We start from the raw sequence: 23,316 nt of genomic DNA, 5'->3' as shown, positions 1-23,316 counted from the left end.
CACACCGCCTTCGCGAGCAAGCCCGCTCCCACCTTTTTGATCCGGTTTCACCCCAAGATCAGCGGTTTCTCCACTCAGCGACGTTCGATTGGCACGAACTTGCGCTGCTCAACGCCGATGTACTCGGCGCTCGGACGGATGATGCGGTTGTTGGCTCGCTGCTCGAACACGTGAGCTGCCCATCCTGTCAGCCGCGAGCAGACGAAAATCGGGGTGAACAGCTTGGTCGGGATGCCCATGAAGTGGTACGCCGAGGCATGGTAGAAGTCGGCGTTGGGGAACAGTTTCTTCTGCTCCCACATGGTCTTGTCGATGGCTTCAGAAACCGGGAACAGCACGGTGTCGCCCACTTCGTCGGCGAGTTTTTTCGACCAGGCCTTGATCACTTCATTACGCGGGTCGCTGTCTTTATAGATCGCGTGGCCAAAGCCCATGATCTTGTCCTTGCGCGCCAGCATGCCGAGGGTGCCTTCCACCGCTTCCTGGGCGGAAGAGAAACGCTCGATCATCTCCATCGCCGCTTCATTGGCGCCGCCGTGCAGCGGGCCACGCAGGGAGCCGATGGCGGCAGTCACGCAGGAATACAGGTCCGACAGGGTCGACGCACACACGCGGGCGGTGAAGGTCGAGGCGTTGAATTCGTGCTCGGCGTAGAGAATCAGCGACACGTTCATCACCTTGACGTGCAAGTCGCTGGGCTTCTTGTCGTGCAGCAGGTGCAGGAAGTGCCCGCCGATGCTCGGCTCGTCGGTCACGCAGTTGATGCGCTGGCCGTCGTGGCTGAAGCGGTACCAGTAGCACATGATCGCCGGGAACGCGGCCAGCAGGCGGTCGGTCACGTCGCGCTGCACGCTGAAGTCTCTCTCCGGCTCGATGTTGCCCAGGAACGAGCAACCGGTGCGCATCACGTCCATCGGGTGCGCGTCGGCGGGGATGCGTTCCAGCACTTCTTTCAGCGCCTGGGGCAGGTCGCGCAGTTTGCCGAGCTTGGCGGTGTAGGCAGCCAGTTCGGCTTTGGTCGGCAGTTCGCCGTAGAGCAGCAGGTAGGCGACTTCTTCAAACTGGGCATCGGCGGCGAGTTCGCGCACGTCGTAGCCGCGATAGGTCAAGCCGGCACCGGCCTGGCCCACGGTGGACAGTGCGGTCTGCCCGGCAACCTGGCCACGCAGGCCAGCTCCACTGAGTACTTTTGCTTCGGCCATGGTTATCTCCAATCTTTTAGTTATTAGTGAGGCGCTCGCGTTACTTCTTGGCGGCGAACAGCGCGTCGAGCTTCTGCTCGAAGGTGTGGTAGTCGATGCGATCGTAAAGCTCCATACGGGTTTGCATGGTGTCGATCACGTTCTGCTGGGTGCCGTCGCGACGGATCGCGGTGTAGACGTTCTCGGCGGCCTTGTTCATGGCGCGGAAGGCCGAGAGCGGGTACAGGACGATGGAAACATCCGCAGATTTCAGTTGATCGACGGTATAGAGAGGTGTCGCACCGAATTCGGTGATGTTGGCCAGGATCGGCGCTTTCACGCGAGAGGCGAACAGCTTGTACATCTCAAGCTCAGTGATGGCTTCCGGGAACACCATGTCGGCGCCGGCCTCAATGCAGGCGGCCGCACGTTCCAGGGCGGATTCCAAACCTTCCACGGCCAGTGCGTCGGTGCGGGCCATGATCACGAAGCTGTCATCGGTACGCGCATCCACCGCAGCCTTGATGCGGTCGACCATTTCCTGCTGGGACACGATTTCTTTGTTCGGGCGATGGCCGCAACGCTTGGCGCCCACCTGGTCTTCGATATGGATCGCCGCCGCGCCGAACTTGATCATCGACTTGACGGTGCGCGCCACGTTGAACGCGGAGGAGCCGAAACCGGTGTCCACGTCCACCAGCAGCGGCAGGTCGCACACGTCGGTGATGCGGCGCACGTCCGTCAGCACGTCATCCAGGCCGGTGATGCCCAGGTCCGGCACACCGAGGGAGCCGGCAGCCACCCCGCCACCCGACAGGTAGATCGCCTTGAAGCCGGCGCGCTTGGCCAGCAGCGCATGGTTGGCGTTGATCGCGCCGACTACCTGCAACGGGTGCTCGCTGGCAACCGCGTCACGGAAACGCTGGCCTGGAGTGGTGTTGTTATTGGAACTCATGACTCACCTCGTGATTGGGGAGCGCCGTCCGGGAAGTGACGGGCAATGTTGCGTTTGGAGGCACCGATATGCCGGCGCATCAACAACTCGGCCAGTTCACCGTCGCGATCGGCAATCGCGTCAAGAATGCGGTGATGCTCGGCAAAGGCCTGGCGTGGACGATTGGGGGTGGCGGAGAACTGGATGCGGTACATGCGCACCAACTGATACAGCTCGCCGCACAACATTTGGGTCAGGGTGCGATTACCGGCGCCTTGAATTATCCGGTAATGAAAATCGAAGTCGCCTTCCTGCTGGTAGTAGCCGACACCGGCCTGGAAGGCCGCATCGCGCTCGTGGGTGTGCAACACCTGGCGCAGCTCTTCGATCTCGGCGTCGGTCATGCGCTCGGCGGCCAGGCGGCAGGCCATGCCTTCCAGGGATTCGCGGATTTCGTAGAGTTCGATCAGTTCTTCATGGCTCAACGAGACCACTCGCGCGCCCACATGGGGGATGCGCACCAGCAGGCGCTGGCCTTCCAGGCGATGAATCGCCTCGCGCAGCGGGCCACGGCTGATGCCATAGGTGCGCGCCAGTTCCGGCTCGGAGATCTTGCTGCCGGGGGCGATTTCGCCCTTGACGATGGCGGCCTGGATACGCCGGAAGACGTTCTCGGACATGGTCTGGGAATCGTCTTGGGCCATCACTGGGGTTTCCAGTTGATCCAGCATATTGTCGACACCTTTAAAAGCAGTGCCGCAAAAACTAGCCAATCAGCCCCGGATAGTCAAAGAATAAATACACATTGTCGACAATCGTCTAATAACCCGCCTTGCACTCTATCGGGGCATGGCCGGCTGCCAGCGCTGGCGCCAGAAAACCTTCATGTTAGAATGCCGGCCACTTTTGCCTCACATCCCTGGATGAAAAGGCGCACGAGGGAGCTTGCGCAGCAATGCCAGTCGCCTTGAATTGAACATCGCACTGCACCGCGTCAGGATTTATGAGACTCAAGCCCTTCCCCCTTTTGCTTCTACTGTTTATCCCGGGCCTTGGCGTTGCTGCCGAGAAGACCGTGTATGGACTCAATGAATACGCCAAGTTGGCCGGCATTGACCTGGAAGTGGCCGCCAAGCTCGACACCGGCGCCAAGACCGCGTCCTTGAGCGCCCGTGACATCAAGCGTTTCAAGCGCAACGGCGAGTCCTGGGTGCGCTTCTACCTGGCCATCGACACCGCACACTCCCACCCCATCGAGCGTCCCCTGGCCCGCGTGAGCAAGATCAAGCGCCGCGCCGGTGACTACGACCCCGATGAAGACAAGAACTACACCGCCCGTCCAGTCATCGCCCTGGACATCTGCATGGGCACCGCTTTACGCAGTATCGAAGTGAACTTGACTGACCGCAGCGCCTTCCAATACCCGCTGCTGATCGGCTCCGAAGCGCTGAAACGCTTTGATGCGCTGGTCGACCCCAGTCTTAAATACGCGGCGGGCAAACCTGCCTGCGCCTCCGACGCTCATACCGCTGAGTAATTTGAATGCGCTCTCTTAATCTGCACCTGAAAATCCTGATTGCCGTTTTGGTGGTCTTGGGCATTTCGGTCACCGCCTATCAGATTTTCGTGCTGGGGATTCCCGTCACCGAGGACGCCACCGACGACCTGTGGAACATCGACGCCAAGGTCGAGTTCGTCGCCAGCGCCAAGGACCCGGTGAAAATCCAGATGTTCGTGCCGCCACTGAGCCGCGACTTCGTCAGCCTGAATGAAAGCTTTATCTCGAATAACTACGGCGTCAGCGTCAATCGCCTCGACGGCAACCGCAAGGTCACCTGGTCGGCACGCCGGGCCAAGGGCAACCAGACCCTCTACTACCGCCTGGTGCTGACCAAGCGTTACAGCGGTGAAAAGGTCAAGGTCAAGGGCCCGACCTTCCGCGACAGCATCGCCGTCGAAGGCCCGGAAAAAATCGCCGCCGAAGCCCTGCTGGCGCCGATCCGCCAGCACTCGGCCGACGTCGAGACCTTTATCAGCGAAGCCATCAAGCGCACCAACAACCTCAACGACGACAACGTGAAGCTGCTGCTGGCGGGCGATCCGTCGACGCCGCACAAGGCCAAGATCGTCGAGTTGCTGCTGTCCATCGCCCACGTGCCGGTGGAAAAGGTCCACACCATCCGCCTGGTGGCCGACCAGCCGCAAACCCCGGAACTCTGGCTGCGCAGTTTCAATGGCAACGACTGGCTGTACTTCAACCCCGACACCGGCGAGCAAGGCCTGCCGGCCGACCGCCTGCTGTGGTGGACCGGTGATGAAAACCTGATCACCGTCGACGGCGGCAAGAAGGCCATGGTGACCTTCAGCCTCAACAACAGCGAAATGAACGCGATTCGCCTGGCCAAGCTGACGGACGAAAACACCGACGCCAACTTCCTCGAATACTCGCTGTACGGCCTGCCGCTGCAAACCCAGCAGACCTTCATGATCATGGTGATGATCCCGATTGGCGTGCTGGTGATCCTGATCCTGCGCAACCTGATCGGCCTGCAGACCCTCGGCACGTTTACGCCGGTGCTGATTGCCCTGGCGTTCCGCGAGACGCAGCTGGGCTTCGGGATTGTGCTGTTCACCATTATTACGGCGCTGGGGCTGTCGCTTCGGTCTTACCTGGAACACTTGAAGCTGCAGATGCTGCCGAGGCTCTCGGTGGTGCTGACCTTCGTGGTGGTGCTGATCGCCGCCATCAGTCTGTTCAGCCACAAGCTCGGCCTGGAACGCGGGCTGTCGGTGGCATTGTTCCCGATGGTGATCCTGACCATGACCATCGAACGCCTGTCGATTACCTGGGAAGAACGCGGTGGCGGCCATGCGATGAAAGTCGCGATCGGCACGCTGTTCGCCGCTTCCCTGGCGCACATCATCATGAGCGTGCCGGAACTGATCTACTTCGTGTTCACCTTCCCGGCGATCCTGTTGATCCTGGTGGGCTTCATGCTGGCCATGGGTCGTTATCGCGGCTACCGCCTGACCGAACTGGTGCGTTTCAAGGCCTTCCTCAAGGCTGACTCGTAATGTTCGGCTTCTGGAAGACCTGGAAGGCCCTGGAAGCGCGGGGGATCATGGGCATCAACCGGCGAAATGCCGACTACGTGCTCAAGTACAACAAGCGCAGCCTGTATCCGATCGTCGATGACAAGATCATCACCAAGGAACGGGCCATGGCCGCCGGCATCCACGTGCCGGAAATGTACGGGGTCATTTCCACCGAGAAGGAAATCGACAAGCTCGACGAGATCATCGGCGGGCGCAGCGACTTCGTGATCAAGCCGGCCCAGGGCGCCGGTGGTGACGGTATCCTGGTGATCGCCGACCGTTTTGAAGGGCGCTACCGGACCGTCTCCGGCAAGATCATCAGCCATGAAGAAATCGAGCATCAGATTTCCAGCATCCTCACCGGCCTGTATTCCCTCGGCGGCCACCGGGACCGGGCACTGATCGAATACCGGGTGGTGCCCGACCAGATCTTCAAGAGCATCAGCTACGAAGGCGTACCGGACATCCGCATCATTGTGCTGATGGGCTACCCGGTGATGGCCATGCTGCGCTTGCCCACCCGCCAGTCCGGCGGCAAGGCCAACCTGCACCAGGGCGCGATTGGCGTGGGTGTCGACCTCGCCACCGGCCTGACCCTGCGCGGCACCTGGCTGAACAACATCATCACCAAGCACCCCGACACCACCAATGCGGTGGACGGCGTGCAACTGCCCAACTGGGACGGTTTCATGAAGCTCGCCGCCGGCTGCTACGAGCTGTGCGGCCTGGGCTATATCGGCGTGGATATGGTGCTGGACCAGGAAAAGGGTCCGTTGATCCTGGAACTTAACGCTCGCCCGGGGCTGAACATCCAGATTGCCAACGACTGCGGCCTGACCTTGCGCACCCATGCCGTGGAGGCTCGACTGGAAGAGCTGAAGGCGGCGGGCGTAACGGAAACACCGGAGGAACGGGTTAAGTTTGTGCAGGAAATGTTTGGGCATATTCCGGCGGTCGAGGGATAAACCCAGTGACCTGCTCCGTACACCCGCTGCCCTACCGGGCCAACCCTGCCGAATACTTTGCAGCAATCCGCCATGCGCCCGGCGCGGTGCTGCTGGACAGTGGCCGACCGGCGGCCGAGCGCGGCCGTTATGACCTGCTGAGCGCCTGGCCCGAGACGACCCTGGCGGTACTGCCCGACGAAAGCGGCAGTGATTTCCTGCAGCGCCTGCGGGAAAACCTGACGTTGCTGGGTGAAGCCACGATCCCCGCGCCCTACGAACTGCCGTTTGCCGGCGGCCTCATCGGCTACCTGAGCTACGACTTCGGTCGTCATCTTGAGCACCTGCCGCACCTGGCGGTGGACGACCTGCACCTGCCGGATGCACGCTTTGGCCTGTACGCCTGGGCCTTGATCAGCGATCACCAGGCGCAGACCAGCCAACTGGTGTTCCACCCCAAACTGGCGGAAAGCGAACGGCAACGCCTGATTACCTTGTTCGGTCAGCCGACCATCAGCGCATCGGCCACCTTCAAGCTGCAAGGCCCAATGGCCCCGGACGTGACAGCCGACACCTACCAGCACGCCCTCGCCCGTATCCAGGACTACATCCAGGCCGGTGACTGCTACCAGGTCAACTTTGCCCAACGTTTCCGTGCTCCGTGCAGTGGCGATCCGTGGGTGGCCTACTGCGCCTTGCGCGAAGCCTGCCCGACGCCGTTTTCCGGGTTCCAGAGCCTGCCGGACGACGGCGCAGTGTTGAGCTTGTCGCCGGAACGCTTCGTCAAAATCAGCCAGCGCCAGGTGGAAACCCGCCCGATCAAGGGCACCCGGCCAAGGGGTGCGACGCCTGAGGAAGATGCAGCCAACGCCGCTGAATTGCTGGCCAGCCCCAAGGATCGTGCCGAAAACCTGATGATCGTCGACCTGCTGCGCAACGACCTGGGCCGCACCTGCCGTACCGGCTCGGTGAAAGTGCCGGAGTTGTTCAGCCTGGAAAGCTATCCCAACGTGCATCATCTGGTGAGCAGCGTCACCGGTGAGCTGGCGGACGATAAAGACGCCCTCGACCTGATCGCCGGCAGCTTCCCCGGCGGCTCCATCACCGGCGCACCGAAGATTCGCGCGATGCAGATCATCGACGAGCTGGAGCCGACCCGGCGCGGGTTGTATTGCGGTTCGCTGGTGTATCTGGACGTGCGCGGCGAGATGGACAGCTCCATCGCCATTCGCAGCCTGTTGGTCAAGGATGGTCAGGTGTGCTGCTGGGGCGGCGGCGGGATTGTCGCGGACTCGGAGTGGCAGGCGGAGTATCAGGAGTCGATGACCAAGGTGCGGGTGTTGTTACAAACCTTGGAAAGCCTGTAGCACCCAGCCCCTTCCTGGCTCGCTGACGTAGAGCCACGCAGCAGAAAAGACCTGAATCAGTACCGAAGTAGACGGGGTCGAAGCCGGAGGATAGCGTCCGGTTTCAACCGTCCACCAGCCGTCTGTGAAGGATCACATGAAACGACTGCCTACTTGTCAGGAAAGATTTCCGAGATTGCGCATTCCTTATGAGAGTTTGCTGGCAGGGGTCTAGGCTGTGCAGTGGCCATACCGGCCCCATCGCGGGCAAGCCCGGCTCCCACAGGGGAGCGCGGTCAACATGTGGGAGCTGGCTTGCCTGCGATGAAGGCGTCAGCCACGCCAAAGAACTTACAGGCTCAACGAACGATTCGACGCCTTGATGAACTCCTTCTTCAAATCCTCAAACGTATGCACCGCCGGGAACTGCGGGAACTCGCGAATCACGTTCTCCGGCGCGTGGAACAGAATCCCGCGATCCGCTTCACCGAGCATGGTGGTGTCGTTGTAGGAATCACCGGCGGCAATCACTCGGTAGTACAAGGTCTTGAAGGCCAGCACCGACTGACGCTTGGGATCTTTCTGACGCAGTTGGTAGCTCACCACCCGGTCACTCTCGTCGGTGATCAACCGGTGGCACAGCAAGGTCGGGAAACCCAGTTGGCGCATCAGCGGCTGGGAGAACTCATAGAAGGTGTCAGACAGGATCACCACCTGGAAGCGCTCGCGCAGCCAATTGACGAACTCGATGGCGCCGTCCAGCGGCTTGAGGGTGGCGATCACTTCCTGGATGTCCGAGAGCTTCAGCCCATGCTCATCAAGAATGCGCAGGCGCTGTTTCATCAGCACGTCGTAGTCGGGGATGTCCCGGGTGGTGGCCCGCAAGGATTCAATACCGGTTTTTTCGGCGAAGGCGATCCAGATTTCCGGAACCAGCACCCCTTCCAGGTCGAGACAGGCAATTTCCACAAGACACTCCCATTTAAAGTTATTGAGTTGAGCGAGCAAAAGGACTGCCGAACTCTAGCGATTCACGCTGGCCGCCGCAACGCAGGCGGGATTTTGTTACCATCGCCCCCCTATAGAGCGCTCAGCGCCACTGACCTGTAGGAACCGTCCTGATGAACCAAGCCTTCGACGTCGCTGAACTCGCCGCGACTTACGCCAACAAATCCGCCCAGGACATTCTCAAGCTGGCCTTCAGCCAGTTTGGCGACGACCTGTGGATCTCTTTCAGCGGTGCCGAGGACGTGGTGCTGGTAGACATGGCCTGGAAGCTGAACAAGAACGTCAAGGTGTTCAGCCTCGACACCGGTCGCCTGCACCCGGAGACCTACCGGTTTATCGAGCAGGTGCGTGAGTTCTACAAGATCGACATCGAACTGATCTCGCCGGACCAGAGCAAGCTGGAACCCTTCGTCAAGGAAAAGGGCCTGTTCAGTTTCTACAAGGACGGCCATGGCGAGTGCTGTGGCGTGCGCAAGATCGAACCGCTGCGCCGCAAGCTGTCCGGTGTAAGCGCCTGGGCCACCGGCCAGCGCCGCGACCAGAGCCCCGGCACCCGCAGCCAGGTGGCCGCGCTGGAAATCGATACGGCTTTTTCCACCCCGGAACGCACCCTGTACAAGTTCAACCCGCTGGCGCAGATGACCAGTGAGGAAGTATGGGGTTACATCCGCATGCTGGAGTTGCCGTACAACAGCCTGCACGAGCGCGGTTTTATCAGCATCGGCTGTGAGCCGTGCACCCGTCCGGTACTGCCGAACCAGCACGAACGCGAAGGCCGTTGGTGGTGGGAAGAAGCAACCCAAAAAGAATGCGGGTTGCACGCCGGGAACATCATCAGCAAGGCATAACGCCTGAGCCAGAATCCTGTACACAGAAATGTCACCATCGGTGCCATTTTTGTGTGCACTTATAAGATCCTGCACCGAAAAGTTACATCCTCCCTCGTCACACCTCTTCTAAAATCCCCGCCCCTCTCTGCGCTACAAAATAAATAGCTGTTCAAACGGTCAATTTATATCGCTTCAAATTCAGCCGGTTATTTCCAATCACGCTAAAAACCAAATCGCCGTGTATTTCACCCGGCGAAAATCTGGCACGCATGTGGCTTAACGCAAAACACACTTTGTATACAATTAATAAAAAAGATACATACACTTTGACATCAGCCGCTCTCCTGCTGATGTCCAGGAGCCTGCCGGAATGCGTACAAGTCTCTCCAATAACATCGCACTGGATCTGCCCTCCTCCACCCTGAACCCCGAGGCCACGAGCCCCGGCCCGTTGGTCCTCAGCCCGCGCCTGCACAACAAGGACCTGGCGCCTACCAAGGCCGAAGGCCGGCGCTGGGGCCGCTACAGCATCTTTGCCTTGTGGACCAACGATGTGCACAACATCGCCAACTACTCCTTCGCCATCGGCCTGTATGCGCTGGGCCTGGGTGGCTGGCAGATTCTGCTGTCCCTGGGGATCGGCGCGGCGCTGGTGTACTTCTTCATGAACCTGTCGGGCTATATGGGGCAGAAAACCGGCGTACCGTTTCCAGTGATCAGCCGCATCAGTTTTGGCATCCATGGTGCGCAGATCCCGGCACTGATTCGTGCGGTGATCGCGATTGCCTGGTTCGGGATACAGACCTACCTGGCCTCGGTGGTTTTCCGCGTGCTGCTGACGGCTGTTCATCCAGGTTTTGCCGACTACGACCACAACTCGATCCTCGGCCTGTCCACCCTGGGCTGGGCGTGTTTTGTGGCGATCTGGTTTGTGCAGCTCGCCATCCTCGCCTATGGGATGGAGATGGTGCGCCGCTATGAAGCCTTCGCCGGGCCGGTGATTCTGCTGACAGTAGCGTCCCTGGCCGGCTGGATGTATTTCCAGGCGGACGGCCACATTGCCTGGGCCATTCGCGAGCCGCTGACCGGTGGTGAGATGTGGCGCAATATCTTTGCCGGCGGCGCGCTGTGGCTGGCGATCTACGGCACGCTGATCCTGAATTTCTGCGACTTCGCCCGCTCCTCGCCGTGCCGCAAGACCATCAAGGTCGGCAACTTCTGGGGCCTGCCGGTGAATATCCTGGTGTTCGCGGCCATCACCGTGCTGCTGTGCGGCGGGCAGTTCCACCTCAATGGCCGGGTGATTGAGAGCCCTACGGAAATCATTGCGGCGATACCCAACACATTCTTCCTGGTGCTGGGCTGCCTGGCGTTCCTGATTGTGACCGTGGCGGTGAACATCATGGCCAACTTCGTCGCGCCGGCCTTTGTGCTGAGCAACCTGGCGCCCAAGTACCTGAACTTCCGCCGCGCCGGGCTGATCAGCGCCACCGTGGCGGTGTTGATCCTGCCGTGGAACCTCTACAACAGCCCGCTGGTGATCGTGTATTTCCTCTCGGGGCTGGGCGCACTGCTGGGGCCGTTGTACGGGGTGATCATGGTCGACTACTGGTTGATCCGCAAAAGCCAGGTGGACGTGCCGCAGCTGTATAGCGAAGACCCGAATGGCGCTTATTACTACAGCTGCGGGATCAATTTGCGGGCGGTGGCGGCGTTTATTCCTGCGGCGGTGATCGCCATTCTCCTGGCCCTGCTGCCCGGGTTCGCCCTCGTCTCGCCCTTCTCCTGGCTGATTGGCGCCGGTATTGCAGGGCTGCTGTACCTGCTGTTCGCCAAGCGCCAGCCGTACTACGCCGATGTGAGCGGCGAAAGCATTGCAGTCGATAACATCAGTCATTAAGTAAGGACATTCCATGCGCATCCTTGTGGTCAACGTCAACACCACCGAGTCCATCACCGAGGCCATCGCCAAACAGGCACGGGCGGTGGCGTCCCCCGGCACCGAGATCGTCGGCCTGACTCCGTTTTTCGGTGCCGAATCGGTGGAAGGCAATTTCGAAAGCTACCTGGCGGCCATCGCGGTGATGGACCGGGTGATGGCTTACGACCAGCCGTTCGATGCGGTAATCCAGGCCGGCTACGGCGAACATGGCCGCGAAGGCTTGCAGGAGTTGCTCAACGTGCCGGTGGTGGACATCACCGAAGCGGCCGCCAGCACCGCGATGTTCCTCGGACATGCCTACTCCGTGGTGACGACTCTGGACCGCACCGTGCCGCTGATCGAGGACCGGCTGAAACTGGCCGGCTTATATCAGCGGTGCGCGTCGGTACGGGCCAGCGGCATGGCGGTATTGGAACTGGAGGAAGACCCGCTGCGGGCCATGGAGGCCATCGTGCGCCAGGCTGAATTGGCGATCAGCGAAGACAAGGCCGAAGTGATCTGCCTGGGCTGCGGCGGCATGGCCGGGCTGGATGAGCAGATTCGCTACCGCACGGGTGTGCCGGTGGTGGACGGTGTGACCTCGGCTGTCACGATTGCCGAAGGCTTGGTGCGGTTGGGACTGTCGACCTCGAAGATCCGCACGTATGCGACGCCGAGGCCGAAGAAAGTGATCGGCTGGCCCGGAAAGTTCGGACATTGAAGATCCAAAATGTGGGAGCGGGCTTGCTCGCGAAAGCGGTGGATCAGTCGATGCATGTGGTGACTGTCACACCGCCTTCACGAGCAAGCCCGCTCCCACACTTTGATCCCCACAAGGATCAAATGGCGCTGAACCGCCGCCCCAACTCGCGTTCGACAAACTGCTCCAGGATGAAATCCACAAACGCCCGGGTCTTGCCGGGCAGCAGCTTGTGTTCGGCGTAGTACAGCGAGATGTTGCCGTCGTCGACATACCAGTCGGGCAGCACTCGCACCAGTTGGCCGCTGTCCAGATACGGCACCGCCATCGGCATGCTGACCAGCGCAATCCCCAGGCCCTGGGCACTGGCGCAGCAGGCAGCGCCCGAGTCGCTCATGGTCATGCGCGGCTTGAGCACCAGCGGGCGTTGTTCGCGCGTGCGGTGGGTGAGTTGCCACGAACGCACGCGCCCGGTTTGCGGTGAGCGGATCAGGATGCCGTTGCACACAGACAAGTCCTCGGGCACGACCACCGGCTTGCGTTTGGCGAGGTATTCCGGTGAGGCCAGCAGGATCCGGTGCGCCGGCGCCAGCTTGCGCGCGACCACGCCCTGGGGCAGCTCAAAACCACCGCCGATCGCGGCATCGAAGCCCTGCCCGATCAGGTCCACCTGGCGGTTATCAAAATGCCAGTCGGGGTTGATATCAGGAAAGCGCTTTAGAAACTCCCCCAGCAACGGCACCACATAACGGTTGCCGAACACCGTGCCCATGCTCACTTTCAGCGTGCCCACTGGCCGCCCTTCGGCACTGGCCAGGTTAGCCACGGCGTTTTGAATGGTGGTGAGGCTGCCGCTGACTTCTTCGAGGAAGAGCTTGCCGGCCTCAGTCAGCGTCAGGCGCCGGGTACTGCGCTGGAACAGCCTTACACCCAGGCGCGCCTCCAGCTTGGCCACACTTTTGCCCACGGCCGCCGGGGTCAGGCTCAGGTGCCGGGCAGCTTCGGCAAAACTGCCGCCTTCGGCGCTGCGCACGAAGCATTCGATACTGCCAAAGCTTTCCATATCGCCCCACTCTAAACTTTTGGTTTACACAGACTATAGCAATCACGGTCTACCGGGCGCGCCGGGTGAGGTCGATACTCGACTCCAACCTCAACACACCTTTTGGAGATCGACATGACCACACAGAACCTCAGCGGCAAAGTCGCCTTGATCCAGGGCGGTTCTCGCGGTATCGGCGCCGCCATCGTCAAGCGCCTGGCCGCCCAAGGCGCAGCCGTCGCGTTCACCTATGTCAGCTCGGCCGCCAAGGCCGAAGCATTGCAGAACAGCGTGATCAGCGAAGGCGGCAAAGCCCTGGCGATCCACGCTGACAGCGCCGACGCAGCCGCCATCCGCAGCGCCGTCAACGCCACCGTCGAAGCGTTCGGGCGCCTGGATATCCTGGTCAACAACGCAGGCGTGCTGGCCGTCGGCCCGCTGGAAGATTTCAAGCTGGAAGACTTCGACCGCACCCTCGCCATCAACGTACGCAGCGTATTTGTCGCCACCCAGGAAGCCGCGCGGCACATGGGCGAAGGTGGCCGCATCATCAACATCGGCAGCACCAATGCCGATCGCATGCCGTTTGCCGGTGGCGGCCCGTACGCCATGAGCAAATCGGCGCTGGTCGGCCTGACCAAAGGCCTGGCCCGCGACCTGGGCCCACGGGGCATCACCATCAATAACGTGCAGCCAGGCCCGGTGGACACCGACATGAACCCGGCAAGCGGTGATTTCGCCGAAAGCCTGATCGGCTTCATGGCCGTGGGCCGTTATGGCCATGTAGAAGAGATCGCCAGTTTCGTCGCTTATCTGGCAGGCCCTGAGGCCGGCTACATCACCGGCGCCAGCCTGACCATCGACGGCGGTTTCGGCGCCTGAACCAACGCTGCGACATCACACCACGCTCCGACCTTGGTCGACACTGACTAACGCCAAGCATCATGCGAGACTGTTCGCCCGGGCCGGGAATGCCCGGGCGTTCTTATGTCTGGAGTTCTCATGACGCTGTCCAGCGGGCTGATCGCCGCCGTTGCCCTGGCCTATATGGCCATTATGTTTGCCATCGCCTTTTACGGTGACCGTCGCCATGCGCCACTGCCGCCGCGGATGCGTGCCTGGGTGTATAGCCTGTCGCTGGCGGTGTATTGCACCAGTTGGACATTCTTTGGTGCTGTAGGCCAGGCAGCCGAACAGTTGTGGGCGTTTTTACCGATTTACCTGGGACCGGTGCTGCTGTTGGTGCTCGCGCCGTGGGTCCTGCAGAAGATGGTGCTGATCAGCAAGCAGGAAAACATCACCTCCATCGCCGACTTTATCGCCGCCCGTTACGGCAAATCCCAATCCCTCGCGGTGGTGGTGGCGCTGATCTGCCTGGTGGGCGTCCTGCCTTATATAGCCTTGCAACTCAAAGGCATCGTGCTGGGGGTGAACCTGCTGATCGGCGCCAGCGCCGACACCACCGGCACCCGCTCCCAGGACACGGCGCTGATCGTGTCGCTGGTATTGGCGTTGTTCACCATTGTGTTCGGTACCCGCAACCTCGACGCCACGGAACACCACCGCGGCATGGTGCTGGCGATTGCCTTTGAATCGTTGGTCAAGCTGTTCGCGTTTCTCGCCGTCGGTGCGTTTGTGACCTACGGCCTGTACGACGGTTTCGACGATTTGTTCAGCCAGGCGATGCTCGCGCCACGGCTGGAGGAATACTGGAAAGAGACCGTCAACTGGCCCTCGATGGTGGTGCAGACCGGCGTCGCGATGATGGCGATCATCTGCCTGCCCCGGCAGTTCCATGTCACCGTGGTGGAAAATATCGATCCCCAGGACCTGCGCCTGGCCAAGTGGGTGTTCCCGGCCTATCTGATCCTGGCCGCCCTGTTTGTGATCCCGATTGCCCTCGGCGGGAAGATGCTGCTGCCGGGCTCGGTATTACCGGACTCCTACGTGATCAGCCTACCGTTGGCCGAAGCCCATCCGGCGCTCGCCGTGCTGGCGTTTATCGGCGGCGCCTCGGCGGCTACGGGCATGGTGATCGTCGCGAGCATCGCCCTGTCGACCATGGTCTCCAACGACATGCTGCTGCCCTGGCTGCTGCGCCGTTCCAGTGCCGAGCGGCCGTTCGAAGTGTTCCGTCACTGGATGCTGTCGGTACGCCGGGTGAGCATTGTCATCATCCTGCTGCTGGCTTACGTCAGTTACCGGCTGCTGGGGTCCTCCGCCAGCCTTGCAACCATTGGCCAGATTGCGTTCGCCGCCGTGACCCAGCTGGCACCGGCGATGCTGGGTGCGCTGTACTGGAAACAGGCCAACCGGCGCGGCGTGTTTGCCGGATTGGCGGCGGGTACGTTCCTGTGGTTCTACACCTTGGTCCTGCCGGTCACCGCGAAAAGTCTGGGCTGGTCGTTCAGCCTTTTCCCGGGCATGACGTGGCTGCATTCGCACCCGCTGGGCTTGTCTGTAACTTCTCTGACGCTGGGCACCGTATTTTCCCTGGCGGGTAACTTCACGTTGTTCGTGTGGGTCTCGATGCTGTCCCGCACGCGGGTGTCGGAGCATTGGCAGGCCGGGCGTTTTATTGGCCAGGAAATCAGCCAGCGGGCCAACGCCCGCTCAATGCTTTCGGTGCAGATCAATGATTTGCTCAGCCTCGCAGCGCGGTTTGTCGGTGAAGAACGGGCTCACCAGAGTTTTGTGCGCTTCGCCTATCGCCAAGGCAAAGGGTTTAACCCCAACCAGAACGCCGACAATGACTGGATTGCCCACACCGAACGCCTGTTGGCCGGCGTGCTCGGTGCGTCGTCGACCCGGGCGGTGGTGAAAGCCGCCATTGAAGGCCGGGAAATGCAGTTGGAGGACGTAGTTCGCATCGCCGACGAAGCGTCGGAAGTACTGCAGTTCAACCGGGCACTGCTGCAAGGCGCCATCGAAAACATCACCCAGGGCATCAGCGTGGTCGACCAGTCCCTGCGGCTGGTGGCGTGGAACCGGCGGTACCTGGAGCTGTTCAATTACCCCGAAGGCCTGATCAGTGTGGGCCGGCCGATAGCCGACATCATTCGCTACAACGCCGAGCGCGGGCTGTGCGGCCCGGGCGAGGCCGAAGTGCACGTGGCGCGCCGCCTGCACTGGATGCGCCAGGGCCGTGCGCATACCTCCGAGCGGCTGTTTCCCAATGGCCGGGTGATCGAACTGATCGGCAACCCGATGCCGGGTGGCGGGTTTGTGATGAGCTTCACCGACATCACCGCGTTCCGCGAAGCCGAGCAGGCGTTGACCGAGGCCAATGAAGGCCTGGAACAGCGGGTGACCGAGCGAACCCACGAACTATCGCAACTCAACGTCGCGCTGACCGATGCCAAGGGCGTGGCCGAGACCGCCAGCCAGTCGAAAACCCGGTTCCTCGCAGCGGTCAGTCACGACTTGATGCAACCGTTGAACGCCGCAAGGCTGTTCTCTGCCGCCCTCTCCCACCAGAACGACGGCATGTCGCCGGATGCCCGGCAGTTGGTGCAGCATCTGGACAGCTCGTTGCGTTCGGCGGAAGACCTGATCAGCGACCTGCTGGATATTTCGCGCCTGGAAAACGGCAAGATCAATCCGCAGCGCCAGCCCTTCGTGCTCAATGAACTGTTCGATACGCTGGGCGCCGAGTTCAAGGCTCTGGCTCAGGAGCAGGGTTTGCGCTTCCGCCTGCGGGGCAGCCGTTTGCGGGTCGACAGCGACATCAAGTTGCTGCGGCGGGTGTTGCAGAATTTCCTCACCAACGCATTCCGGTACGCCGACGGGCCGGTGCTATTGGGTGCGCGGCGCCGTCGCGGCGAGTTGTGCCTGGAAGTATGGGACCGTGGTCCCGGGATTCCCCAGGACAAGCAAAAAGTCATCTTCGAGGAATTCAAACGCCTGGACAGTCACCAGACCCGTGCCGAGAAAGGCCTGGGACTGGGCCTGGCGATTGCCGATGGCCTGTGCCGCGTGCTCGGGCACCGCTTGAGCGTGCGTTCATGGCCGGGCAAGGGCAGCGTGTTCAGCGTGCGTGTGCCGTTGGCGCGCACTCAGGTCAGCGCGCCTGCCAAGCCGGCGCAGGAAAGCGGCCAGCCGTTGAGCGGTGCGCAGGTGCTGTGTGTGGATAACGAAGAAAGCATCCTGATCGGCATGCGCAGCTTGCTCACGCGCTGGGGCTGTGAAGTCTGGACCGCCCGCGACCAGGCGCAATGTGCCGCGTTGCTGGCCGAGGGTGTGCGGCCGCAACTGGCCCTGGTGGATTACCACCTCGACCACGGGGAAACGGGCACCGAGTTGATGGGCTGGCTACGGGCACAACTGGCAGAGCCGATTCCGGGTGTGGTGATCAGTGCCGACGGGCGGCCGGAGATGGTGGCCCAGGTGCATGCGGCAGGGTTGGATTACCTGGCCAAGCCGGTAAAGCCCGCGGCGTTGCGGGCCTTGTTGAGCCGGCACCTGCCGCTTTAGCCCATGTGGGAGCTGGCTTGCCTGCGATGGCATCGCCTCGGTGTATCTGGAGGAACGAGGTGTCTGCATCGCAGGCAAGCCAGCTCCCACAGAGACCGGTGACTATTCTGGCAACTGCGCCACGCCGTCTTCATCGGTCATCGCCCGTTCCAGCAGGTCGGCCGGCAGGCTTTTGCTGGCGCGGGCGCCGAGCAGCTTCAGTTGCTCGGTACGGCTCACCAGGTTTCCGCGTCCGTCGGTCAGCTTGTTGCGCGCTGCACTGTAGGCTTTATCCAGCTGCTGCAGGCGGTTGCCTACCTCGTCCAGGTCCTGGATAAACAGCACGAACTTGTCGTACAGCCAACCGGCGCGCTCGGCAATTTCCCGGGCGTTCTGGCTTTGCCGTTCCTGTTTCCACAGGCTGTCGATCACCCGCAAGGTGGCCAACAACGTGGTCGGGCTGACAATCACGATGTTGCGGTCGAAGGCTTCCTGGAACAGGTTCGGCTCGGCTTGAAGCGCCGCCGAAAATGCGGCTTCAATGGGCACGAACAGCAGCACGAAATCCAGGCTGTGCAGGCCTTCCAGACGTTTGTAGTCCTTGCCGGCCAGGCCTTTGACGTGGTTGCGCAAGGACAGTACGTGCTGCTTGAGGGCTGCCTGGCCGATCGCCTGGTCGTCCTCGGCGACGTACTGTTGATAGGCGGTCAGGCTGACCTTGGAGTCCACCACTACCTGCTTGTCCCCCGGCAGCATGATCAACACGTCGGGCTGGAAGCGTTCGCCGTCCGGGCCTTTGAGGTTGACCTGGGTCTGGTACTCGCGGCCCTTTTCCAGACCGGCATGTTCCAGCACCCGCTCCAGGATCAGCTCGCCCCAGTTGCCCTGGGTTTTCTGGCCCTTGAGGGCGCGGGTCAGGTTGGTGGCTTCATCAGACAGGCGCAGGTTCAGCTGTTGCAGGCGCTCCAGCTCCTTGGCCAGGGAAAACCGCTCGCGGGCTTCGCTCTGGTAGCTTTCTTCGACGCGCTTTTCGAACGACTGGATGCGCTCCTTGAGCGGGTCGAGCAATTGGCCGAGGCGCTGTTGGCTGGTTTCGGCGAAGCGTTGCTCGCGCTCGTCGAAGATCTTCCCGGCGAGTTCAGCGAACTGCGCCCGCAGCTCATCACGGGAACCTTGCAGGTCGCTGAGGCGTTGCTGATGGCTTTCCTGTTGCTCGCGAAGTTCGGCGCGCAGGGACGCGGACAAGGCATCCAGGCGGCGCAGTTCGGCTTCCTTGGCGGAACGGTCGAGGTTCCAGGCGTGGGCGGCGTCGCGGGCGTTGTCACGGTCGATCTGCAGCAGTTCGACTTCCCGGCGCACGGCGGCCAAATCAGCCTGTTTGGCAGCGTTGGCCTGGCTCAGGTCGCTGATTTCGTCACGGCTGGCGTCCAACTGCGCGGCGAGCCCTTCCTGGGCCAGTTGTGCGGTGGCCAAGCGCTCTTCGAGCAATTCCCAGCCGGCCATTCGCGCGCTCAGTCGGCGCTGAATCTGCCAGCACAGCCCCAACAGCGGCAACCCAGCAGCGGCGAGACCCAGCACAACACTGGTCCAGTCAAAAGCCATAGCGATTCCTGCCGTCACCCGAAAAGAAGAAGGTTAACCAAGCCAGCGCATTGAGGACAGCTCAGTCTTCGATCTGGCCCAGTTCACGCTGGGCGATGCGGTCACCGGCGCGGGCGGCCTGGCGCAGCAGTTCGTGGCCGATACGGCGGTCGCGGGCATTGCCGCACTCGCGGCACATCAACTGGCCCAGACGGCTTTGCGCCACCACCACGCCAGCACGAGCCGGTTGCTTGAGCAAATGCCCTGCAAAATGTTTGACGTTGGGGCTGTGGCCCAGGCGCGGGCTGTCGAGCAACCACAAGGCAACTTTCAGGGAAAAACGCTTGGGTGCGGTAACAACCTGAGGGCTGTCGGTAACAGAAGGTGATACTGAGCGAAACTTCATAAAGCACTGTGGGACAGAACGGAAGGCGCGCCACTCTACTCTTTTTTTCGTACAGGTAAAGCTGAAAAAAGCCTGCACGCCCGTTCTAGAGCAAGCGCTTGGGACAATCCACAGAAGCTGTGGATAACTCAGTGGACAACCGTTCTGTAAGTCCCGCAAAGGCCCATGGAACGGGGGCCGCAGTCAAACTGACGATTTTTTCACCAATAAAAAAAAGCTCGATTTTTCATTGACTTAAATTTTAGTTGCAGGCACCCGGGCGCTTTGCGGGGCGTATGTCAGTTCAGTTACACAGGGCGCCACCAATGTGCACAACTACCCACTCGCCGGTTATATCAACCGCGTTTTTTGCTCAGGCAGCGGCTAAGGAATGTTACCGCAGGCCCAGGACCCGAAAAGTTTTTTGCCTATCACACTTCCTTTCATCGTTTCAATCCGTTACTATCCGCGGCGTTAGTACCAAGCTGAAAGTCAATTCTGGTCGAACAACTCCCTCACGGCACCGCCGACAAAAAGGGATCGACCACCTCGATGGTTTCCAGGTATCACTTGCGACGACACGGCCTTTGAACAATGCAAAGGGTGTCGCGAAGTTTCCATACTCTGAAAGAACCAACCTGCAAATTGATCAGGATCTTCACCCCGGGCCCAGAACCTTTGCCCCTGTTGTGTTGCCTGCCCTCCTAAGTACCTACCTGCCAGCCCAAGCGCGCCAACTTAATAGCGCTTCAAACTGGCTGCTTTGTTCCAGTCGGGTTCTTCGTTCGATCAATGGTGATCAACGTCACTGGAACGTTTTAACGTTGCACGGTTCTTAACCGTGTCATTTGTAGGAACACCAATAATATGTCCACTCAAATCCACACTCAGGATGCCATTCGCACCCTCACCAACGCTTTTGCACCAATGAACTGCCTGATCATGGCCGCTCGCAAAGGCTGCTTCAGCTTTACCCTGGTCAACGAACACGGCATCGCTCGTCACAGCGAACGCCTGTACCCCGATCAATACTCCAGCGCAGAACCGCTGCAGGCCGTGATCGATCGTACTCGCCAGGCACTGGTTGCCTGATCGACCCGAATCGCTGAAACACAAAAACCCCGGTTAAAACCCGGGGTTTTTTATTGCCTGAAATTCAGGCGCGCTAAGTTTAAATTGATATAAACGATATAACTAAATGATGAAAATATTTTAAAAACAGTCCTTTACATCGTAAATATGACACTACACTTCAACTCAAGCGGCATGATCCGCTTCCGGCGGACCTGAGATCCGATTCACCGCTGCCAAGCCCTCGCTCAGGTATCGCCGACTAATTTCATGGATTGAGGCATTTATGGGCATCGCCGCCAGCGAATTGTGTCGTTATGTGATCCGGCCCACCCTGCTTTACCTGGGTCGCCATAACCAGACGGCTGAATCCCTGCTGCTGGGCATCGCCGCCAGCCAGTCGGCGCTCGGCTCAGCCCTGCACGACCGCCGCGGCCATGGCCTCTACAGCATCACCGAGCCGCGCCATCGCGCGCTGTGGGATAACTATCTGGCGCTGGACCCCGAGCGCGCCAGCCTGGTACGCGGACTCGCCAGCCAGCATGCCTTCCTCAGCGGGCCGCAGCTTGAGCTGACGGTCAACCTGCGTTACGCCACCGCCATCGCCTGGCTGCTGGTGGAACAACACCGCCCAAACCTGCCACCGGCCGACGACGTATTGGCGATGGCACGTATCTGGAAAGAAATATTTCACCCTCAAGGCCGGCTCCGGGATTTCACCCAGGCCTGGCAAACCTGTGTTTCACCCATGAATCACGTCGCCTGTTGACCGGGCGATTTGCAAGATTCGGCTAAAAACGTTGATTTTGGTCGGATTGTCCTACAAAACCGCTCTATCTCCTGTGTTTGAGCCTATAGCGCAAACATAAATTTATTGTTACTTTCCGCAGCGGTGATCACCACGGAGTTCTAATAATGAAAAAAGTAATGCTCAAGACGACACTTAGCCTCGCCGTTGCAATGGCATCCTCCCACGTGTTCGCGAGCGGCTTCGCCCTCAACGAACAAGACGTTGCCGGGATGGGTACCGGTTTTGCGGGACGTTCTTCATCTGCCGATAACGCAAGCACTGTTTATGGCAACCCTGCCGGTATGGCTCGCCTTGAAGGCCAGCAAATCACGGGTGGTGTTGCAGCCATCGATGCCTCGACCGACATCAAAGATGCCGGCGGCCGTTCCAGGGGCACCAACAAAGGCGACATGGTGCCCTTCACCGGCGTACCGTTCGGCTTCTACACCAACAAACTCAACGATCAGTGGGCTGTCGGCTTTGGTGTTTACGCACCGTTCGGCCTGGTGACTGATTACGAACGCGGCTTCCAGGGCAGCGGGTTCGGCAGCTACAGCAAAGTATCTGTAATCACTCTGCAGCCAACGGTCAGCTACGCATTCAACGACCGGGTTTCCATCGGTTTCGGTCCTACCATCAACCGGATCTCCGGCAAGCTGGAGTCCGAACTGACCCTGAACCCTGCCGTGCCTTCGACCAACGTCACGATCAAGGGCGACGATACCGCCATTGGTTTCAACGTCGGCGTACTGGTACAGGCCACCGATACCACGCGCGTCGGCCTGACCTACCACTCCAAGGTCAGCTACAAGCTTGACGGCCACACCGAGGTGACAGCGCCTGCCCCGACTGCCGGTGCCATTGGCAGTGGCCGCTACGACGCCTCGCTGAGCATCGACACGCCAGAGTCTTACGACCTGTCGGTAACCCAGGACCTGACTGACGCCTGGAAACTCTATGGCGGTGCTACCTGGACTCGCTGGAGCCGCCTGAAAGACATCACTGTCAAGAACCAGGGTGTAACGGGCGCCAACGGCTTCCTCGCACCGTCGGTCATCGGCACTATCACTGAACCTCAGAACTGGCACGACACCTGGGCCTACGCCCTTGGTACTTCGTACCAGGTCACCAAGCAAGTGGTACTGCGTACCGGCCTGACTTTCGACCAGTCGCCAACCAACAACACTGACCGTTCCCCACGTATTCCTACTGGCGACCGGACCATCTTCAGTGTGGGCCTGGGTTATGCCGTGATGGATAACATGACTGTTGACCTGGCTTATTCCTACCTGAAGGAAGAGCCGGTAAAAGTTAACAAGTCCAACGCACTGGGTTCCTACAGCGCCAAGTACGAAAACAGCGCCAACGGTTTCGGCCTGGGCGTGACGTACAAGTTCTGATGTAAAGCGGCACAAAAAAGCCCCGCACTCTTGCAAAAGAGGCGGGGCTTTTTAGTGGGTGCCCATCAGGGTTTCGAAGCCAGCGCCTCTTCCACTGCCTTGATCAGGTCCGGACTATCCGGCTTGGTCAGGCTGGAGAAGTTGGCGATCACCTTGCCCTGGCGGTCCACCACGTACTTGTAGAAATTCCACTTCGGCGCACTGCTCTGCTGCGCCAGGATCTTGAACAGATGCACCGCGTCCGGGCCCTTGACCTTCTGTGGTTCGGTCATGGTGAAGGTCACGCCGTAATTAACGTAACAAACCTTGGCAGTTTCCTCCCCGGTCTTGGCTTCCTGCTTGAAGTCATCGGACGGCACGCCAATCACTTCCAGCCCCTGGCCCTTGTAGCGCTGGTACAACGCTTCAAGCCCTTTGAACTGCGGCGCAAACCCGCAGAAGCTGGCGGTGTTGACGATCAGCAGCGGCTTGCCGGCAAAGCGCTGGCACAGGTCGATGGATTCCTTGGCGCGCAGCTTGGGCAACTGGCCTTCAAGCAACGGCGGGCAATCGGCAGCCATGGCGACACCGCCAAAAGCCACCATCAGAGCGGGTACTGCGAACCAGCGCATCTGCATGTGAGGTGTCCTTGAAAA

General features: G+C 60.5%; 20 protein-coding genes. 12 read left to right on the top strand and 8 right to left on the bottom strand.

Annotated features, from left to right (window positions below; all coding sequences use genetic code 11):
* Positions 1-74: 74 nt before the first annotated feature.
* Genes prpC through JV201_RS07480 form a run of 3 tightly spaced genes read right to left on the bottom strand, consistent with a single transcriptional unit; the run spans position 75 to position 2,846 of the window.
* Complete coding sequence (prpC, locus tag JV201_RS07490) at positions 75-1,202, bottom strand: 2-methylcitrate synthase (protein WP_177008963.1); 1,128 nt, start codon at positions 1,200-1,202, stop codon at positions 75-77.
* A 40-nt stretch (positions 1,203-1,242) separates the two neighbouring features.
* Entirely contained in the window at positions 1,243-2,136 is an 894-nt protein-coding gene (prpB, locus tag JV201_RS07485; protein ID WP_003214976.1) for a methylisocitrate lyase, read from the bottom strand.
* Entirely contained in the window at positions 2,133-2,846 is a 714-nt protein-coding gene (locus tag JV201_RS07480) for a GntR family transcriptional regulator (protein ID WP_008432676.1), read from the bottom strand. Before JV201_RS07480 ends, prpB begins: the two co-directional genes overlap by 4 nt.
* Before the next feature lie 272 nt (positions 2,847-3,118).
* Between JV201_RS07480 and JV201_RS07475 the strand changes: the two genes are divergently transcribed.
* Genes JV201_RS07475 through pabB form a run of 4 tightly spaced genes read left to right on the top strand, consistent with a single transcriptional unit; the run spans position 3,119 to position 7,522 of the window.
* On the top strand, positions 3,119-3,652 hold the full coding sequence (locus JV201_RS07475) for an ATP-dependent zinc protease (RefSeq protein WP_023659091.1): 534 nt from the start codon (positions 3,119-3,121) through the stop codon (positions 3,650-3,652).
* Positions 3,653-3,657: 5 nt separating this feature from the next.
* Entirely contained in the window at positions 3,658-5,190 is a 1,533-nt protein-coding gene (locus tag JV201_RS07470; protein WP_003214971.1) for an inactive transglutaminase family protein, read from the top strand.
* Positions 5,190-6,176, top strand: a complete 987-nt coding sequence (locus JV201_RS07465; protein ID WP_003214969.1) for an alpha-L-glutamate ligase-like protein — start codon at positions 5,190-5,192, stop codon at positions 6,174-6,176. The genes JV201_RS07470 and JV201_RS07465 overlap by 1 nt, the downstream gene beginning before the upstream one ends.
* Positions 6,177-6,181: 5 nt before the next feature.
* A complete protein-coding gene (gene pabB / locus JV201_RS07460) occupies positions 6,182-7,522 on the top strand; it encodes an aminodeoxychorismate synthase component I (protein WP_087695202.1) in 1,341 nt (446 codons plus the stop codon).
* Between the two features lie 330 nt (positions 7,523-7,852).
* On the opposite strand, the gene thrH is transcribed toward pabB, so the two are convergent.
* Positions 7,853-8,470, bottom strand: coding sequence for a bifunctional phosphoserine phosphatase/homoserine phosphotransferase ThrH (thrH, locus tag JV201_RS07455; protein WP_008432686.1), 618 nt, complete (start codon positions 8,468-8,470; stop codon positions 7,853-7,855).
* Positions 8,471-8,622: 152 nt separating this feature from the next.
* Between thrH and JV201_RS07450 the strand changes: the two genes are divergently transcribed.
* The 3 genes from JV201_RS07450 to JV201_RS07440 all read left to right on the top strand — a co-directional run bounded on the left by JV201_RS07450 (position 8,623) and on the right by JV201_RS07440 (position 11,981).
* Positions 8,623-9,357 (top strand): phosphoadenylyl-sulfate reductase, encoded by a 735-nt coding sequence (locus JV201_RS07450; RefSeq protein ID WP_003214958.1) that lies wholly within the window; start codon positions 8,623-8,625, stop codon positions 9,355-9,357.
* 352 nt (positions 9,358-9,709) lie between these two features.
* Positions 9,710-11,239, top strand: coding sequence for an NCS1 family nucleobase:cation symporter-1 (locus JV201_RS07445; RefSeq protein ID WP_219406695.1), 1,530 nt, complete (start codon positions 9,710-9,712; stop codon positions 11,237-11,239).
* Positions 11,240-11,252: 13 nt separating this feature from the next.
* A complete protein-coding gene (locus JV201_RS07440) occupies positions 11,253-11,981 on the top strand; it encodes an aspartate/glutamate racemase family protein (RefSeq protein WP_003214954.1) in 729 nt (242 codons plus the stop codon).
* Positions 11,982-12,099: 118 nt separating this feature from the next.
* Here the strand turns inward: JV201_RS07440 and JV201_RS07435 are convergent, their stop codons facing one another.
* On the bottom strand, positions 12,100-13,023 hold the full coding sequence (locus JV201_RS07435; RefSeq protein WP_008432691.1) for a LysR family transcriptional regulator: 924 nt from the start codon (positions 13,021-13,023) through the stop codon (positions 12,100-12,102).
* A 114-nt stretch (positions 13,024-13,137) separates the two neighbouring features.
* Between JV201_RS07435 and JV201_RS07430 the strand changes: the two genes are divergently transcribed.
* Both JV201_RS07430 and JV201_RS07425 read left to right on the top strand, forming a co-directional pair.
* Positions 13,138-13,884, top strand: a complete 747-nt coding sequence (locus JV201_RS07430) for a 3-oxoacyl-ACP reductase family protein (RefSeq protein ID WP_003214950.1) — start codon at positions 13,138-13,140, stop codon at positions 13,882-13,884.
* 120 nt (positions 13,885-14,004) lie between these two features.
* Positions 14,005-17,475, top strand: a complete 3,471-nt coding sequence (locus JV201_RS07425; protein WP_219406694.1) for a PAS domain-containing hybrid sensor histidine kinase/response regulator — start codon at positions 14,005-14,007, stop codon at positions 17,473-17,475.
* Positions 17,476-17,577: 102 nt separating this feature from the next.
* On the opposite strand, the gene rmuC is transcribed toward JV201_RS07425, so the two are convergent.
* Both rmuC and JV201_RS07415 read right to left on the bottom strand, forming a co-directional pair.
* Positions 17,578-18,942, bottom strand: a complete 1,365-nt coding sequence (gene rmuC, locus JV201_RS07420) for a DNA recombination protein RmuC (RefSeq protein WP_173883039.1) — start codon at positions 18,940-18,942, stop codon at positions 17,578-17,580.
* Positions 18,943-19,117: 175 nt separating this feature from the next.
* Complete coding sequence (locus tag JV201_RS07415) at positions 19,118-19,441, bottom strand: sel1 repeat family protein (RefSeq protein ID WP_023659092.1); 324 nt, start codon at positions 19,439-19,441, stop codon at positions 19,118-19,120.
* 846 nt (positions 19,442-20,287) lie between these two features.
* Between JV201_RS07415 and JV201_RS07410 the strand changes: the two genes are divergently transcribed.
* The 3 genes from JV201_RS07410 (at position 20,288) to JV201_RS07400 (ending at position 22,681) form a co-directional block, all read left to right on the top strand.
* Positions 20,288-20,512: a hypothetical protein gene (locus tag JV201_RS07410; RefSeq protein WP_003214941.1), complete on the top strand. Its 225-nt coding sequence runs from the start codon at positions 20,288-20,290 to the stop codon at positions 20,510-20,512.
* A 265-nt stretch (positions 20,513-20,777) separates the two neighbouring features.
* On the top strand, positions 20,778-21,260 hold the full coding sequence (locus JV201_RS07405; RefSeq protein WP_087695206.1) for a hypothetical protein: 483 nt from the start codon (positions 20,778-20,780) through the stop codon (positions 21,258-21,260).
* Between the two features lie 146 nt (positions 21,261-21,406).
* Positions 21,407-22,681, top strand: a complete 1,275-nt coding sequence (locus JV201_RS07400) for an OmpP1/FadL family transporter (protein WP_026078188.1) — start codon at positions 21,407-21,409, stop codon at positions 22,679-22,681.
* Positions 22,682-22,746: 65 nt separating this feature from the next.
* On the opposite strand, the gene JV201_RS07395 is transcribed toward JV201_RS07400, so the two are convergent.
* Entirely contained in the window at positions 22,747-23,298 is a 552-nt protein-coding gene (locus JV201_RS07395; protein ID WP_177015439.1) for a glutathione peroxidase, read from the bottom strand.
* Positions 23,299-23,316 lie beyond the last annotated feature (18 nt).

The organism is Pseudomonas sp. Colony2, assembly GCF_019382755.1.
Taxonomy (GTDB): Bacteria; Pseudomonadota; Gammaproteobacteria; order Pseudomonadales; family Pseudomonadaceae; genus Aquipseudomonas.
This window is presented reverse-complemented; position numbering and strand designations above follow the sequence as displayed.

What these genes read in the sequence shown, in the direction of transcription:
- prpC (WP_177008963.1), bottom strand. Translation starts at nt 1,202, where the DNA reads ATGGCCGAAGCAAAAGTACTCAGTGGAGCTGGCCTGCGTGGCCAGGTT.
- prpB (WP_003214976.1), bottom strand. Translation starts at nt 2,136, where the DNA reads ATGAGTTCCAATAACAACACCACTCCAGGCCAGCGTTTCCGTGACGCG.
- JV201_RS07480 (WP_008432676.1), bottom strand. Translation starts at nt 2,846, where the DNA reads ATGCTGGATCAACTGGAAACCCCAGTGATGGCCCAAGACGATTCCCAG.
- JV201_RS07475 (WP_023659091.1), top strand. Translation starts at nt 3,119, where the DNA reads ATGAGACTCAAGCCCTTCCCCCTTTTGCTTCTACTGTTTATCCCGGGC.
- JV201_RS07470 (WP_003214971.1), top strand. Translation starts at nt 3,658, where the DNA reads ATGCGCTCTCTTAATCTGCACCTGAAAATCCTGATTGCCGTTTTGGTG.
- JV201_RS07465 (WP_003214969.1), top strand. Translation starts at nt 5,190, where the DNA reads ATGTTCGGCTTCTGGAAGACCTGGAAGGCCCTGGAAGCGCGGGGGATC.
- JV201_RS07450 (WP_003214958.1), top strand. Translation starts at nt 8,623, where the DNA reads ATGAACCAAGCCTTCGACGTCGCTGAACTCGCCGCGACTTACGCCAAC.
- JV201_RS07445 (WP_219406695.1), top strand. Translation starts at nt 9,710, where the DNA reads ATGCGTACAAGTCTCTCCAATAACATCGCACTGGATCTGCCCTCCTCC.
- JV201_RS07440 (WP_003214954.1), top strand. Translation starts at nt 11,253, where the DNA reads ATGCGCATCCTTGTGGTCAACGTCAACACCACCGAGTCCATCACCGAG.
- JV201_RS07435 (WP_008432691.1), bottom strand. Translation starts at nt 13,023, where the DNA reads ATGGAAAGCTTTGGCAGTATCGAATGCTTCGTGCGCAGCGCCGAAGGC.
- JV201_RS07430 (WP_003214950.1), top strand. Translation starts at nt 13,138, where the DNA reads ATGACCACACAGAACCTCAGCGGCAAAGTCGCCTTGATCCAGGGCGGT.
- JV201_RS07425 (WP_219406694.1), top strand. Translation starts at nt 14,005, where the DNA reads ATGACGCTGTCCAGCGGGCTGATCGCCGCCGTTGCCCTGGCCTATATG.
- JV201_RS07415 (WP_023659092.1), bottom strand. Translation starts at nt 19,441, where the DNA reads ATGAAGTTTCGCTCAGTATCACCTTCTGTTACCGACAGCCCTCAGGTT.
- JV201_RS07410 (WP_003214941.1), top strand. Translation starts at nt 20,288, where the DNA reads ATGTCCACTCAAATCCACACTCAGGATGCCATTCGCACCCTCACCAAC.
- JV201_RS07405 (WP_087695206.1), top strand. Translation starts at nt 20,778, where the DNA reads ATGGGCATCGCCGCCAGCGAATTGTGTCGTTATGTGATCCGGCCCACC.
- JV201_RS07400 (WP_026078188.1), top strand. Translation starts at nt 21,407, where the DNA reads ATGAAAAAAGTAATGCTCAAGACGACACTTAGCCTCGCCGTTGCAATG.
- JV201_RS07395 (WP_177015439.1), bottom strand. Translation starts at nt 23,298, where the DNA reads ATGCAGATGCGCTGGTTCGCAGTACCCGCTCTGATGGTGGCTTTTGGC.